The sequence below is a fragment of the Parabacteroides sp. AF14-59 genome (assembly GCF_003479515.1).
Lineage (GTDB): Bacteria > Bacteroidota > Bacteroidia > Bacteroidales > Tannerellaceae > Parabacteroides > Parabacteroides faecis.
The window spans coordinates 15,566-32,601 of sequence record NZ_QUHH01000027.1 but is presented as its reverse complement, the minus strand read 5'-3'; the positions used below and the strand labels follow the sequence as shown (position 1 = coordinate 32,601).

8 protein-coding genes are annotated in these 17,036 nt (G+C 43.6%); 1 reads left to right on the top strand and 7 read right to left on the bottom strand.

Annotated elements, in window-relative coordinates; translation table 11 throughout:
- Positions 1-11 precede the first annotated feature (11 nt).
- The 7 genes from DWW23_RS21840 to DWW23_RS21810 all read right to left on the bottom strand — a co-directional run bounded on the left by DWW23_RS21840 (position 12) and on the right by DWW23_RS21810 (position 15,791).
- Positions 12-3,149 carry a TonB-dependent receptor gene (locus DWW23_RS21840; protein WP_122356170.1) on the bottom strand — a complete coding sequence of 1,046 codons (3,138 nt, stop codon included), beginning with the start codon at positions 3,147-3,149 and terminating at the stop codon, positions 12-14.
- A 160-nt stretch (positions 3,150-3,309) separates the two neighbouring features.
- Positions 3,310-7,422 (bottom strand): hybrid sensor histidine kinase/response regulator transcription factor, encoded by a 4,113-nt coding sequence (locus tag DWW23_RS21835; RefSeq protein ID WP_122356168.1) that lies wholly within the window; start codon positions 7,420-7,422, stop codon positions 3,310-3,312.
- A gap of 63 nt (positions 7,423-7,485) precedes the next feature.
- On the bottom strand, positions 7,486-9,954 hold the full coding sequence (locus DWW23_RS21830; RefSeq protein ID WP_122356166.1) for a glycoside hydrolase family 2 TIM barrel-domain containing protein: 2,469 nt from the start codon (positions 9,952-9,954) through the stop codon (positions 7,486-7,488).
- Positions 9,955-9,977: 23 nt separating this feature from the next.
- A complete protein-coding gene (locus tag DWW23_RS21825; protein WP_122356164.1) occupies positions 9,978-11,219 on the bottom strand; it encodes a glycoside hydrolase family 88 protein in 1,242 nt (413 codons plus the stop codon).
- A gap of 49 nt (positions 11,220-11,268) precedes the next feature.
- Positions 11,269-12,435 carry an alginate lyase family protein gene (locus DWW23_RS21820; RefSeq protein ID WP_122356162.1) on the bottom strand — a complete coding sequence of 389 codons (1,167 nt, stop codon included), beginning with the start codon at positions 12,433-12,435 and terminating at the stop codon, positions 11,269-11,271.
- Positions 12,436-12,582: 147 nt separating this feature from the next.
- Positions 12,583-13,422 (bottom strand): DUF5032 domain-containing protein, encoded by an 840-nt coding sequence (locus tag DWW23_RS21815; RefSeq protein WP_122356160.1) that lies wholly within the window; start codon positions 13,420-13,422, stop codon positions 12,583-12,585.
- A gap of 107 nt (positions 13,423-13,529) precedes the next feature.
- On the bottom strand, positions 13,530-15,791 hold the full coding sequence (locus tag DWW23_RS21810; RefSeq protein ID WP_122356158.1) for a cation:proton antiporter: 2,262 nt from the start codon (positions 15,789-15,791) through the stop codon (positions 13,530-13,532).
- A 136-nt stretch (positions 15,792-15,927) separates the two neighbouring features.
- Between DWW23_RS21810 and DWW23_RS21805 the strand changes: the two genes are divergently transcribed.
- Positions 15,928-16,791, top strand: a complete 864-nt coding sequence (locus DWW23_RS21805) for an esterase family protein (RefSeq protein ID WP_122356156.1) — start codon at positions 15,928-15,930, stop codon at positions 16,789-16,791.
- Positions 16,792-17,036: the final 245 nt, after the last annotated feature.

The following is a 17,036-nucleotide window of genomic DNA, read 5'->3' as shown; positions in this document are numbered from 1 at the left end:
TTACGATTAAATTAAAATTCAAGATTTACACCAAATGAAATGATACGGTTTTGCGGATAATATACCAAACGTGTACCTTTTGTGGAATTATAGTTACGTTCGGGGTCGCCTCCCTGCGGGAATTTAGTAATTGTCAGCAAGTTATCACCGGAGAAATAGAAACGCAGACGTTCGATCTTCGCTTTACTCGTCAATGCTTTCGGCAATGTGTAGCCAAATGTCAAATTCTTCAAACGGAAATAAGAAGCATTATACAACCAATAAGTACTTTCACGTTGGTTCTTGGCACCTCCTAAATCTGCAAAATACAGGCGAGGATATTTGGCATCTCTATGATCTTCCGTCCACATATTGTCTATATAATCCTGAGAGATAGGAGAACCCTGGTAGAAAGGACGTAATCCCCAACCACTGGCATAGTGCTTGGCACCCTGTACACCCTGTCCCATCAAAGAAAGGTCGAATCCTTTCCAACTGGCACCCAGATTAACAGAATATTCAAAATCCGGCAAACGTCCACCTAATACTTTACGGTCATTTTCATCAACGACACCATCCGGTACTCCATTCGGGCCACTGATATCCGCATATTTGATATCACCCGGCAATGTTTTGTCATTAAACTGTTTAGGTGAATTTGCTACGTCTGCTTCATCTCTGAAAATACCAATTGCTTCATAGCCATAATATGACTCATAAGGCAGACCTTCCTTATAGATCAGACCTTTAGAAGAATCTATATAATCAGCACCGTATTTCGTCAGTTCGTTTCTCGTACGATCGAAGAATACTCCGGCGTTGTAACTCATACCTTTAAATATACCATTCTGAATATATCCGTTATAGGCCAAGGATACTTCGATACCTTTATTTATCATTTCACCGGCATTCACATACGGAGCCTTCAAACCTAACAGTGAATTACTCTGTGCCTGACGAAGAATATCGTATGTTCTTTTCTTATACCAGTCGAAAGTTACATTAAAACCATTGAAAGCAGTAATATCAACACCAAAGTCGCCGATAGAAGTAGATTCCCATTTCAGGTTACGATTAGTAAGCGCAGTCTGAGCTACACCAGCATCCAGATTCGAATTATCAAAACTATAATCCTTACCGGTCGTAACCGATGCATAATAAGAATAGAGATCGATGTTCTGGTTACCCAAGATACCCCATGAACCACGCAGTTTCAGACTGTTCAACCATTCCCAGTTCAGATCCTTCATCCATTCTTCTTCAGTCACACGCCATCCCAGAGAGAATGAAGGGAATATACCCCAGCGAGATTCGGAAGAGATACGTGAAGAACCATCATAGCGGGCATTTACTTCCAACAGATAACGTTGTTTGAATGCATAGTTGGCACGGAAAAAAGCAGACATAATTCCCCATTCTTCAGATTTACCGGTATTCGTCTGTACAGAAGAAATACCTGTCTCCAGTTCATGCAACGGGAAGTCATAATTCTGACGATAGCCTTCCAGTTTATCCAGTTTATAATATTCCAGGTTGTAACCAGCCATTACAGAGAAATCATGTTCCTTATTCGGAGTCGCCCAGTCATATTTTAAATAAGTATACAAGTTATAATAAGAACTATTATTCATCGTACTTGTCAAACCGGTACCTCCCGTATTCAAGGTTCCGTTCTGCTTTCCATCGTGATAATAATAGATAGGTGTCGGCAGAGCTCCCCAAACTTTATCATGTTGCTGTTTGTAACGCATAGCACCTTTAGTATACCAAGTCAACCCCTTGATCGGATTTACTTCTAACCAGGCCTGTGCATTGACATCCGTATTGACAGTTGTTTTGAAATTTTCCGTTTCTACAATTGCAACCATATTCTTATTGTTAGATTCGAACGAAAAAGCCTTAGAAGCATAGCGTCTGATTCCTGTTCCGTCATCCGGCAACCAGGGCATATAGGTCGGAGCCTGTGAGATTGTCGACAGATAAGCATCCGTATCTCCCTGGCGAGTTTCCTGGCGATTGCTACGGCTACCGGTAAAGTACATTCCGAATTTAACCCAGTTATTCACTTGCGAAGTAAGATCGAGCGTTGCATTGTAACGCTTAAATTCCGAGCCTTTCAATGTTCCAGGCTGGTTGACCATACTTAAAGAAGCATTATAAGAAGTTTTACCGGTCGTACCTGCAATACTCAGGTTATGCTGTTGTACAAAGGCAGGATTAAACATATAATCCAACCAGTTAAAATTCGGATACTTGGTAGGATCGGACGGATTGGTATAATTAGCAATCATTTCATCCGAGTAACGGTCTGTTGCCGGAGCACCGGAATTGTCTTTCGCCATATTGAAGTACTTCATATACGTCGGAGAATCCCATACCAGATCCAACAGAGTTGTCGGATTGTAAACGGCGAAGTTACCGTTATAACGGATTGAAACACGCTCTTTCACATCTGTACCATTCTTGGTCGTGATCAAAATTACACCGTTTGCAGCACGCGAACCATAGATAGAAGCCGAAGCGGCATCTTTCAACACCGAAACACTTTCAATAATGTTCGGGTCGAGGGAGGCCAGGTCTCCCTCGACTCCATTAATCAGGATTAATGGGTCAGAACCGGTACCGGAATAAGTACCCTGTCCACGTACACGTATCTGAACAGACTCGCTACCCGGCTGGCCTTTGTCGGAAGTGATACGCAAACCCGGCATCTGCCCCTGTAACATTGTTGAGGTGTTAGCTACCGGACGTTTTGCAATTTCTTCGCCGGTTACAGCAGATACGGCACCGGTCAGATTCACTTTTTTCTGTGTACCGTAACCAACAACAACAACTTCATCCAAACTTTGAGAATCTTCCTGAAGAGTAATTTTCAGACGGGTATTACCTGTCACTTTTATTTCCTGATCCTTATAACCAAGATATTTGATCAATAATACATCCCCGTTTTTAGCCGGAACGGTAAAGTTTCCGTCTACATCTGTAATAATCCCTGTGGTTGTTCCTTTCACTAGTACAGATACTCCGATCATCGGATCTCCGAACTCATCCAAAACAATTCCGGAGACAGTTTGTGTCTGCGCAAACAAACTCAAACCTGAGTTAAACGCCACCATTAATAATAATAATCGCCAAAACGATAAAGTGGCCTTCTTAATTTCCTTTTTCATTTAATCATGGATTTAATTAGACTTAAAATTTCAACAAATTCAATAACACAAAGAAACATATTCTCTTTTTCACAAAAGAAAAATATACTTCCAATTTAGTATTAAATTATTCTATATGAATAGTTTGAGACAAAAGTAACAGGAATGTGATACAAATTTATCAGTTCTCCTGTCCCGGCCTGTCTTTCGATTGTACAAACTCTGTCGGAGTACAACCATAAAAAGCCTTAAAAGAATTTGAAAAATAAGAGTGGCTATTAAATCCAAGATGTAAGGCTATTTCGGAAACGTTCATTTCCGATTCTTTTAATAGTTTCGCAGCCATCTCCAACCGTTTATTACGGATCAGCTCCATAGGAGAAAGCTCGGTAATAGATTTTAGTTTGCGGTACAGGTTTGCGCGACTGATACCGATCTCCGTGCATAACAGTTCCACATCCAGTTTATCATTGGAGATATTCTGCTCGATCACATCAAATAATTTCTGAGAGAAACGTTCGTCAGCCGATTTGACCTCTATTCCCATCACTTCCGGAGAGAAACGCTTTCCATACAGCTTTTTCAACTGTTCCCGCGAAGCCAGTAAACTACGGATACGCGTTTGCAGCACATCCATATTGAACGGCTTTACAATATAATCGTCCGCACCGGCCTGGAATCCTTCCTTGATATGGACAACCATGGAACGCGCCGTCATCAGGATCACAGGGATATGCCCCACCCTTATATCGTTTTTGATCAGCGTGCAAAGTTCCAGTCCGTCCCGTTTCGGCATCATAATATCACTAAGGACCAGATCGGGAAAGTCCTGAACTACTTTTTCATATGCTCTTACACCGTCAGCCGCTTCTATAACGGTATACTCAGCTTCCAGACTCTTTTTCAGATAACTGCGCACATCTTTGTCGTCTTCGACCAGTAAGATTTTATATTTCGGTCCTTCCACTTTTTCCGGAGCAGGAAGAGATGCGGAAATATCATCCGTATTCGTTACTTCCGAAATCTTATCAAACTCTATATTTTCAATCTGGTCTTCGGAAAAAGCGAAACGGGAGATCGGGAGAATCACAACAAAGCAGGCTCCTGACCGTTCCGTATTATCTACATAGATAACCCCACGATGAAGCTGTACGATCGTATATACAAGGCTCAGGCCAATACCTGTCCCGGACAGATTGATTCCCGACGTTTCCGGAATCTGATAGAAAGGAGTAAATATCTTGTCGACTTCCCCTTCTTCTATCCCCTTACCGGAATCTTTCACCCGCAATACCAGATAGTTCGCATTTTCATCCTTATACAACCCATCTGTTTGCTTTGTACCCAGTCCGCTCCATGATGTCTCCGAGACTTCCATCGTAACGGATTCACCGGACGGCGTGTATTTGAATGCATTCGATAAAAGATTGAAAACAACCTTTTCCAATAAAGACTTATCGAACCAGGCATTGATCGTCTTAGGCGTACAATTCAACGAAAACTTCACTTCGTTCGTAAGAGCGATCTGGTTAAAGGCATAATATATTTCCTTTATATATTCGCAGACATCTCCTTCACTGACCTTCAGGTCCAGACTACCGGCCTGATTTTTATGCAGATCCATCAACTGGTTCACCAGAAGCAGAAGTTTCTGGGCATTCTTATATATAATGGAAAGTTTGTCATGCAATTCTGCCGGAATATCTACCCGTTTGACCAATACCTCAAACGGGGTAATGATCAGCATCAAAGGGGTACGCAATTCGTGGGAGAAATTCGTAAACAGGCGGATCTTTGCTTCATGGAACTCCTCCTGCTTCTGTTTTTCCAACTGTTTCAGTTTCAAACCGGCTTCCAGGTTCCGCTTAATATTTACATAATGAAGAATCGCATAACTGATAACAGCCAATGCAATAATATAAAACAAATAAGCATACCAGGTCCTCCATAAAGGGGGTTGCACGATAATGGTCAGCGAACGCCCCTGCTCATTCCAGACACCATCGTTATTAGATCCTTTTACATGGAAAACATATTTTCCCGGACTTAAATTTGTATAGAAAGCAGAGTTACGTCCTCCCACATAATTCCAGTCGGTATCATATCCTTCCAATTTATAGGCATATTGATTTTGTGTAGAATAGATATAATTCAATGCCTGGTAGGTTATTGAGAAATTATTTTCATTATAGAGTAAGCGGATCGTATCCATACTATCCAGCACTTTATCCAGTACCCCCGATTCATCCCCCACTTCGATCGGTTGATTATTGACAGACAGTTGTTCCAGTACCACCGACGGAATATTCTCATTCTTATCCATCGCAGCCACCTGGAAAGTGACAAAACCATTGCTCCCGGCAAAACAAAGATTCCCATCCGGCAGAGCAATCCCGCTATGCAAAGTAAACTCCCGGATATCTATTCCGTTATGACGGTGGTAATTCCTGACCTCACCTCCTACGGGATCAAACATGATCAGTCCGTTCACGGTACTCATCCACAACTTCCGGTCGCTACTCTCTACCAACGAGCAGATATTATTATCCAACAATCCGTCTCTGGCCGTCATAACCCGTTTAACATGTTCTGTTTTATCAAACTGGAAGATACCGCCCCCATACGTCGATACCCATATTTCGCCTGACTTTGTACGGACAATGGCAGAAATATAATTATTAGGAATACGATAGCTTTCCACTGTCGCTTCATTCGAATATTTCGTCAACTGTTTCTTATTGGTATCGAAACGAAGTAATCCGTCAGCCGTACTGCCTAACAGCAACACACCGTCTTCTTCTTCCAGGACACAACGGACATTCGATAGATAAAAAGGTTCATCTACATTATTGGTAAAAGTCGTGACCAATCGATCGTTTACAAAACAGGTCAGGCCAAACTCCGTAGACGCACCTCCCACCCATAAATTTCCTTTACGGTCACGTATAATGGAATAGATAGAATATTCAACCGGATATTTATGATAAAGAGAAAACGTCTTGGTCCTGATATTAAATTTATAGATTTCCCCTTTCGTCGTCCCGCACCACACATATCCGTCCTCATAAAAGACAGACTTGATAATATTCGTATTAAAGGCAAAATGGGCAGACGGGTCGATCAGATAATAATGTGACGTATTCGTCTGATAATTATAGTTCAACAATCCGTATCCCTCGGTGGCTATCCACAAATTGGAGGGAGATTCATATGTTATCGCTCCATAAATCCCCGTCCTGATATTCAGTTCATCTTCCGGCCGGTGAAGTACAAAACGATTGGTAAACTTATTCAGGTAATTGATCCCCCCGGCAAATGTCCCGACCCACAACGTATGATCATGGTCCACACAAAAAGCATAGATAGAATAATGACTTAAAGAATGGTTTATATCATCATATCCCGCCACTTTTACTATCTGCCCGGATTCAGGATCCAAAGCGAATATACCGTCAAAAGTCCCGACCAGCAGTTTCCCCTGCCATTCGACCAGGCAACGGACAGTATTATTGCTCAGTTTGCTGTTCTCACTCGTAAAAGACAGAACCTCATTTTCACGTAAATTGATCTTGTTCACCCCATACTTGCTACCGATCCATATCTGTTTCTGCGTATCCTCATATATGGAGGTTATATTATTGTTATTCAACGGCATATTTTTAGATTCGCGGGTAAAATGACTGATTATGTTCATTTGATTGTCACACAAATAAACTCCTTTGTCCCTTGTTCCGATCCAATATCGTCCCGCACTGTCTTCAAATAAAGCCGAAACAGAGATCTCTTCGAGGCCATTATCCAAAAGAATCCGTTCGAAACGATCTTCCTCCCTGTTAAAACGGTATAATCCGCCCCATGTACCTACCCAAAGGTAACCGGCAGCATCGGAATATACTTTGGTAATACTACTCTGGGTTAAGCCATCTACTCCCGAATTATATCTTTTAATCCGGTCGGTATTCAAATCTATCCGGTTCAGCCCGTTATTCGTTCCCACCCAAAGATACCCCTCCTGATCTTCTGTGACCGAAGCGATCGAGTTACCGGACAAACTATGTTCATTCCCGTCTTCCCGGCGATAAATTACATACTCCTTTCCGTTAAACCTGTTCAGGCCGTTCTTCGTGGCAAACCATAAATATCCTTTTGAATCCTGATAGATATCCATGACGGATAGCTGGGAGATACCTTCATTCAAATCCGAATTAAAGGAATACAAATAATTAGTCCTTTCTGCATGTAATATCGATGCAAAAAGGACCAGAAATAATATGAAAGACAATCTCCTTATCATGGTAGTTGAATCTGATTAGATAAAACAAAAATAGTAAAAGTTTTGGTTAATGGGAACAGGTCTTTACATCAATTCCATAAAAGCGGTCGGTATGCCTTCCGCTTTAACTGCAACCATGCTCTTCCCTTTATTCAGATTGACTTTGATACATGCCCGACCATTGTAAGCCTGTACCTTCCGGCTACCGGTAGATGTCCCCTGATTCTGTATCAACGAGCCATCGCCTGCGATTTCAAATTCAATGTATTTCTTTGAATCGAGGCAACGGACGCCCTCTTTATCCAGAAGCTGTACTTCCAGTAAAACGGTATCGCCTTCACGGGAAACGACAGATAAGCTCGCCACAGCTTCTTTACCCCATTTTGCCGTCTGGTACTCCTGGACGATCTCATCCGTGACCTTTGTTTTTCCTTTTACGGCAACTGCACGTATCTCGTTCTTACCTTCCTCATATACACAATTCCAACGCAAGCCGGCAGCCGGATAATCCTGGCTATCACGTTTCTTTATTCCCTGGCTGACACCGTTGACGAACAATTCCACCGCTTCACAGTTAGAATAAACCAGAATTTCCTTACGATCCCCTTTGTTACCCCAACGTACAGGCCAGCTATGACCGTAAATATGTATCATCGGCTCGGTTGTCCAATACGACTGGAAAACATAATAACTCTCTTTCGGAGTAAAATCACGCTCGACGACACCTTTCTGGTTCACATACGGAACCGGATTTTCAGGACGTACAGGCGTAGAGAAATCCTTGAACGGCCAATAGGCAGCACCGGTCAGCCACGGCATTGTCTCCTGTTCCTTCAAATGCCAGTCGATCAGGCGGACGATATAGCTTTCAGACCAGTCTCCGTCTTTGGATGCACGGGCGGCACCTCCATACAGGGAAGCATCCCCGTCACGTTCATCCGCACCTTTCCCCGACTCGATACCTTTCAGGTTGGCAAACACATTTTCCGAATGGCGGCGGGCATGGCTGTCACCTCCCCACTCGACATGCAGGAAATGTTTCACTTTCTTCATTTCTTCCTCAGAGACCAATTTATAATCAGTGAACACACCACGATACCAACCGGCCCAGATAGAAGGCGAATAAACATCGACAATATCACTGCAGAACTCGCAACGGCGGATAGCCGTCATACGGGTATCGTCCAGACGATGTGCCAAATCGTGCTGTTCCTTCATAAAGGCACGGATAGCACCTTTATCGAATGTACTGAAATCATTCGGCCAGTCGTTTTCATTTCCCAATCCCCAGATAATGACAGAAGGGTGATTATGATGCTGGTCGATCATATTCGTCAACATGCGGCGGGCCTGCTCTTTATAGGTTTCTCCGCCAAGCCCTCCGCGACACCAGGGCTCTTCTTCCCAAACAAGAATACCCAGCTCATCGCAAAGCCGGAGGATAATATCCGACTGCTGATAATGTCCGAGGCGGATGAAGTTGACACCCATGTCTTTCATCATCTGCATTTCCGTACGCATCATTTCTTCGGTCATAGCCTGTGCTACTCCGGCATGATCTTCATGGCGATGTGTTCCGCGAAGCAAAAGACGCCGGCCGTTCAGAAAGAACGGACCTTTCTCCTTAAATTCGAACTGGCGGAAGCCGAAACGCTCTTCAGTTGCCAGGGTTTGTCCACCGGCATCGATCGTCAGTTCGCAGGTGTAAAGAACCGGTGAATCGACATCCCATAAAGCCGGGTTCTTGATCCTGGCTTCCGCAAGGAGCTGATTACCGAGGGGTAGGATGTTCTGTACCGTCTGAGAATATATTTGTTTATGCTCTGCATCATAGATAGCAACAGTGACATTCGCTTTACGGATATCTTCCGGGTTATAGAAAGAGGCCTTTACTTTGACAGTTCCCTCTTTCCTGTCGGCTGAAAGTACCGGTTCGAGACGGATCAGTTCAAAAGAGGCTTTCGGCAGATAAACCAGGTTCAGGTAACGGTAAAGACCGCCGTATAAGTTGAAGTCCGACAAATCGGACGGAATCATTTCCAGATCGCGTGAGTTGTCGCAACGGACTGATAAGGGAATTTTCCCTTTGAAACGTTTCATTAACTGATCGTCTGCCATAAAGGAGTTCACAGCTTCGGTAATGTCGACACTCCATTCGTCGTAACCGCCTACATGTTCACCGACCAACGTCGTGTAGATATACACTTTCGTTTTCTGCCCGGCACCTTCAAAATCGAGTACGATACGACCGTCGGCATACGGATTATCAATAGTCAGTAATGTTTTGTACCAGCCTGGTCCCTGATAATAATTGACATCGGGATCTACGGCATCCTCCGCATTGAAACAATGGGGCAAAGTGACTTTCTGCCAGACAGGGACAGTTTCAGGATTACCGGGAGAAGCAGGGCGTACTGCTTCCCAGATCCCTCCCAGGTCGCCTTTCAGGTATTCCCAGTTTTCCGTTAATCGTATTTTCTGTTTAGAGGGTACTTTTCCTGCCATCGAAAAACAGCAAAACAGGAAAAGACAAGTGTAAAGAATGTTTCTCATTATGTTTATTTGTTTTTATAGTTTTATAATATCGCAGTTCCTTCTTTTTCTAATTTCTGTTTCCTGAGAAGTGCTTCCAGGTAATAGTAATCGGCATATACGATCGGGACATCGACCTCTACGTTATGCATCTTAGAACCTGTACTATGTAATAACAGAAAACCTCTGTCCTTGCCGGGAGCAGTACGGTACCCTTTGGAAAGATTTTCCAGGATTGTATTTGCCTTCATTATATAATCCTTTCCATTTGCAGGATCATACATACTCAATTCATATAAAGCAGAAGCCGTTACCGTTGCTGCAGAAGCATCCCGGGGTTCGGCGGGGATACCCGGAGCATTGAAATCCCAGTAAGGAATCAGGTCTTTCGGCAGGTTCGGATGGGAAAAGATAAAATTTTCTATCTGTTTTGCCTGCTCCAGAAACTCGGGTAAACCTGTTTCACGGTAACACAGCGTATATCCGTAAAGTCCCCATGCCTGCCCACGCGACCAGGCCGATTCATGTGCATATCCCTGATGCGTATGTTTGTGCAGCACAGCTCCGGTGATCGTATCATAATCAACCACATGATAAGAGCTATAATCTTTACGGTAATGGTTCTTCATCGTGGTACGGGCATGATTCACAGCCACATTATAGAATAAAGAATCGCCACTCGTCTTAAACGCCCAGAAAAGAAGTTCCAGATTCATCATATTGTCGATGATGACCGGGCAATCCCATTTATCACGGCTATGATCCCAGGAGCGGATCGCCCCCACATTCTCTTTATAACGGGTAGTCAACGTATAGGCAGCCTGCAACAAAACATCTTTATAAGCAGCATCTCCGGTCAACCGGTAACCGTTCCCGAAACTGCAATACACCTTAAAGCCCATATCATGTGTTCCTCCGTTCATCTTTTCACGCTCTATCAAAGCCGTTTGCTCCCGGGCCTTTTGTTTCCAGAAGTCATCTTTTGTATATTCATACATGTACCAGAGTTCGCCGGGGAAAAAACCGCTGGTCCAGTCACGGGAAATGACCATATGCAATGTACCGTCTGCCTCCACATTACGCGGACTGGCTAACGGCCCCAGATTCTGTTTATCACGTAAGGCTTGCTTTTCGCGGGGTTCAGCGGACCGGACAGCATCCATTTCAACAAAAGCCTGCTTCAATTGTGTCGAAGCAAAAGAGAAATTATCCTGAACAAGATCAGGCTTATTTCCGCAAGAGGTCAAAGCAACCAATAACAATAAAAGAGGAGTTTTGAGCTTCATATTTTTTCAACAAATAAAATAAATCGATTATATAGTAAAAACATTATTTTCACAACCATAACAACGGATGGCGAACAGGCAAATTCCTTATGACCTCGTCATTAACGGGAAAATGTTCCAATGCCGACCAAAGAGACACATAAGCGTCGTCTGGTGTATCGTAAGCACTGAACAGCAAAGCCGGATGAGCGACAGGCCATTCATCCCAGTACATCACATCTTTATCGAACGGCCATGCGGATTTATCCTTTATGTAAGGAAACATCCACGCCACCCCTTTCTGCATATTCCGTCCGTCTTCCGTCGTATATTGCCATAAATTATGATTTTCATCCGAAAGGATATGGCAGACCGTCGCCATCGCATCCAGATTAAAAAGAGAATAGCCGTATGGTTTTGTCCGCTTCAGTTCCAAAGGAAAACTACCGTCCGTATCCATCTGGTTAGGTAACAAAACATTCCGGAAACGTTCCCTGCAAAAATCCGACACGTCCGTATTTCCTGTATATTGGGCAAACAAGGCAGCCTGCATCACCCAGCAGGTTCCATGATTATTCTTTGCCTCCATCTCCTCTTTTCCGTACGGATGATCGGTCAGCCAGAACAGATATTTCGAAAACCAGTCTTTTGTCGCAACCGCCTCATCTACGGACAGTAAATCATTCTGTTCCATGATGATCAGGGAACGCACTACTTCCAGCAGGTGGATCGTGTCGATAATACCGATCCCCCGACCTGTCACGATCCCTTTGATAGCCTGGGCATACTGAAGGTCAGGATTCATACATGTTTCAGGATCGATAAACCAGGCATGGATATGCTTCAAGGCTTGTTCGATATATTTTTTATCCTGCGTAACGATCCACGCAGACGTCAGGTCGCCTACGACAGTACTAAAACGGATCATAGCATGGCGGTGAGCTACAAAATTATCGGGATTTGTTTCGCCGTCACGACGAATATAGGCGCTATCGGGGTTGACCGGATCCGGCCACCAGTAATCGCCTTCGGAATAAAAATCGTGAATTCCTCCGGCACTCCGTTCTGCCACAAATGAAGTTATTGTGACAGGCTCCTCCCCCAATGCTTCATTTCCCCGGAGGATAATTTCGGAGTGCAACAGGTCGGTCACTTGTTTTTTCAATCGTGTTTTATGAGAACAGGAACAAAAAACAAATGCAATTATTGAAACCAACAATAATAACTTTGTATTCATGGCATAGACGTACTTATATTCTAGCCCAAAAATACAGTTTGTTCCCCTTTTTCGTTTTTAATATTATCGCAAAAGCTTGTAGATTTATTGCAAAAGGGGTATTTGTGAGATATTTATACAATACCGACAGATAAAACTATGCGGGTATCAGTTTGTCTCGTAATTATAAGTAAAAGAATATTCGTAGGTATTTTGCCCGGCTTCCGAACCATCTACCGATTTTATATCTTCAGTAATGATCATAGAAGTAATATAATCGCCTACAGTCTGGTAACGGAAAGTATATTCCGCATTACTTTTGCTTTCACCTAACTGATAACGGCTGGCTGATTCAGGCAAATTACGGTTAAACGCCCCGTATAACGAATTCAAAGGATTTACTAAATCCGGTGCAACCGGTTTTAATGTACCTAGTGCACGGAACGGGAAATTAGTAGGACAAAGCTGGCTGCCGTAAGTATAATTCACCTCATAGAGGGGCGGATATTGGTAAACCGTAACATTTCCGCCCGACCAGGTATAGTTATCCAGAGCTATAGGTTTATCTGTCTTGTATCCTCCATCTTCCAAGGGACGTTGAATAACCCAATCGGTTTCCGTCAGATTACTCCGGTTATATTTATAACGATATTCATTTTTTACATAGACCTCGCTCGGAGTATATTCGTTGACAGCCCATTCCTGTCTGTTCACTATCACATTCCCGTTTATCTGGTAATCCTCCGTATGCACATTCGAAGCATCGATCATCGAGATCTTATTGTCCGTATAAATCAGGTTGAAAGTTCCTTTGGATGTCGTCATTTTACTCACATTTCCATCTTGATTATAAGTGATATCCAAAGAATATTCAGGAAAGTCGACTCCATTCTTTTTACATGTTATCTTTGTCAGCTTATTCAGCTTGGGAATAGACGGTTTATCATCATCTCCGCAGGAAACTAAACCGATCAGCAACATCAACATCAGGCATACACTCTTTTTCATACTTTCTATATGTTTTACAGTTCAACAGCACAAAATTAGAATTTTTGGTAAAACAAAGTCAGAAGTAACCATTTTTAAGTAATAACTAATTTTTTATAACATGCCTTCTACCCCCCTTTTACCAACTGTTGTATCCTGCTCTTATCTCCTACTACCCACACCAGGTCATCCATTTCAAAGACCGTCTCGTTATCCGGAGTCGTCAGTGAACCGCCATTTCGTTCGATGCCGACGATCAGGCAATTATATCGGCGTCCGACATTGGACTGTATGATACTTTGTCCCAGGAACGGGAAGTTTTCATCCACGATAAACGAATTGACTGTAATTTCTTTCGGCTGGTCGGCGAAGCAATCCGCCCCGTTTTGCTGGTCTTCGAGCTTTGCCTGGAAAGCTTTCAACTGCTCATCGGTACCTACCACTACCACCTTGTCCTGCGGATAAATATGTTCGGAACCTCCGGGTATATAAATCTTATGATCACCGCGAATGATCTCTACGACACTCACCCCGTAATCTTTCCTGAAAGACAGCTCCGCCAGTGATTTTCCGACACTGGGCGAACAAGGCGATACCGGCACCACAGCCAGATGGATATCCTTATCGCTCAACTGATTATTAAAACTGACTTTTAACGGATTCCGTTTTCTGTCGACTTCTTCCCGACGATTCAGATTGGTCAGGAAATGGGCTTCCAGCTTGGAGTACTGGTTCAGATCCCGACGGAAAAGGATGATCAGGATCAGAAATCCTACGGCAATGATCGCACCGATACCATACTGCACATGATAATATTTGATCAACACAATGGAAACGAACAAGATAGCGACAAACACCCTGAACAAGACAAGGGCCACCAGTTTCCCGTGATTATACTTATTATCATTCCACAAGCTCATAAATAACTCAGGCGAGTTATTCTTATTTGCCACCAGCCCGACCAAGAAAGGAATCATCAGGACAAGCGTTACCACGCTCATAATAATATTCCCCCACATCTCCATAGCCGGAAATTTCTCCACAAGCAACGGATAAATGACCTGGGTAGACAACAACAGGATAGCAGTCAGCAGCACCGAATGGATCAGTATCTTCCCCACATAGATCTTCAGCAGTTTCCGCCAATGACTTTCATGGTTAATCGTTTTTGTTCCCGACGAATAATAGTCCATAAAGTTACGCGCTTTATCCGGCAATATCCGGTATAACCACTCTGCAAACGGTCCGGACAAACGAATAAAATAAGGAGTCGTAAACGTCGTGATCACCGACACGGCAACAATGATCGGATAAACAAAATCATCCAGCACCTTCAACGATACCCCCAGCGCCGCAATAATAAAAGCAAACTCACCTATCTGCGCCAAACTAAAACCGGACTGTATGGATGTTTTCAGCGGCTGGCCGGACAGCAACACGCCAAAGGAAGAAAAGAAAGCCTTCCCGACAATCGTAACCAATGTGATAATTATCACAGGCCATGCGTATTCAACCAGGATAGCCGGATCGACCAGCATCCCCACCGATACGAAAAAGATAGCCCCGAACAAGTCTTTAACAGGCTTGATAATATGCTCGATACGCTCCGCCTCCACCGTCTCGGCCAGGATCGATCCCATAATGAACGCCCCCAATGCAGCGGAGAAACCGGTTTTCGTCGCTACCACAACCATTCCCAGGCATAATCCCAACGCGATCACCAGCAAAGTCTCGTCATTCATCAATTTCCTGACCTTTTTCAATAAAGCCGGAATAATGAAAATACCAACCAGGAACCAAAGGATCAGGAAAAAGATAACTTTCAGGATACTCCCTATCATCTCTTCTCCGGCAAACTCCTGGCTTACAGCCATAGTCGAAAGCAGTACCATCATAATGATGGCAACCAGATCCTCCACCACCAAAGTACCGAACACGATGCCGGTAAAACGTTGGTTACGCAACCCCAGATCATCGAAAGCCTTTATTATTATGGTAGTAGACGACATCGACAACATACCTCCGAGGAAAATGGAGTTCATCGTCGACCATCCCAATAAATGTCCGATCAGATAGCCCACGATCAGCATCGTTATCACCTCCGTCATCGCAGTGATAAAAGCGGTGGAACCGACATTCATCAACTTTTTAAAACTGAACTCAAGCCCCAGGGCAAACAACAAAAAAACGACTCCCATCTCTGCCCAGAGATTGATATTTTCCACATCGACAACAGTAGGGAATATATGAACATAAGGTCCGGCCAGCAATCCGGCAACAATATACCCCAATACGAGCGGTTGTTTCAGCCATTTGAACAATAAAGTGATTACACCTGCGGATATGAGAATTAAAGCGAGATCTGAAATTAAATCGGGTAAATGCGACATATATACAATTTGGATTAATCAGTTAGCTAACAAAAATAATATTTTTCCAGATTTTATCAAGTATAGCCAATGCTTTTTTATAACTTTGCTAGAAATAAACAAAAACATCTATCTATTTACTTAAATCTGTTAGTATATGAAAAACAAGATTATCCTCTTCCTTGTTTTGTGTTTCTGCATTAATTTTGCAGGAATAGCTCAAAGTACGGTTCATGAATCGGTGAAGTTCCAGAGTAAAAAGTTAGGAAAAGAAGTATCCTACTCCATTTACCTGCCCGACGGCTATGCCACTTCAAACCGTTATTATCCGGTACTCTACCTGTTACACGGTTATACCGACAATGAAACGATGTGGATTCAAACCGGCCAGATGCAGGAAATTACCGATCGCGCCATCAACAGCGACCAGGCTGTTCCCATGATCGTCGTCATGCCGGATGCCTGGGATACCTGGTATATCAATCAATATGACGGAAAGGCCCCTTACGAAGATATGTTTTTCGAAGAATTGATCCCCTATATCGAAAAGACCTACCGTGCCCGGAGCAACAAAGAGTTCCGCGCCATCGCCGGCCTTTCCATGGGCGGATACGGCTCATTCCTCTATTCTTTGCATCATCCGGATATGTTTAGTGCCTGCGCACCGCTTAGTGCAGCTATTTTCGATGACAGCGTGATGGAACAACGCCAGGCAAAGTCGCACAAGGACTTGTTTAACCGCCTGTTTGGTCCGGGACTCGACTACTGGCATAAGAACAGTGTACTGAAAATGCTTTCCGAACTGGATAAAGAGAATCTCCCGCGTATCCGGTATTATATCGACTGTGGCGACCAGGACGGTCTGCTGGATGGTAATTTCCAGGCTCACCAAATTATGCGTGAGAAAGGTATGAAACATGAATTCCGTGTACGGGGAGGCGGCCATACCTGGCTATACTGGCGTACGGCGTTACCGAATATACTGGAATTTGTCAGCGGCGCATTCCGCAGAAATAATTAACAGAATATCCGTTGGCTGAATTCATACTGGCTCACATTTTATCAGAATTGAATGTTACTTTTCTCTTGAAAGAAAAGTAACCAAAAGTTCAAGGCTGCACCTGCCTCGCTACTTCGCATCCTACGTTCGCTGTCGCCTCCGAAACTCGCTTCGCTCAAACAGCGGATGCTCCGGACGCTCTCTACGGATGCTGCGTTTAACGCTCACCAGCTGATGCCTTTCAGAGAACGCAAAGCGTTCTTTTG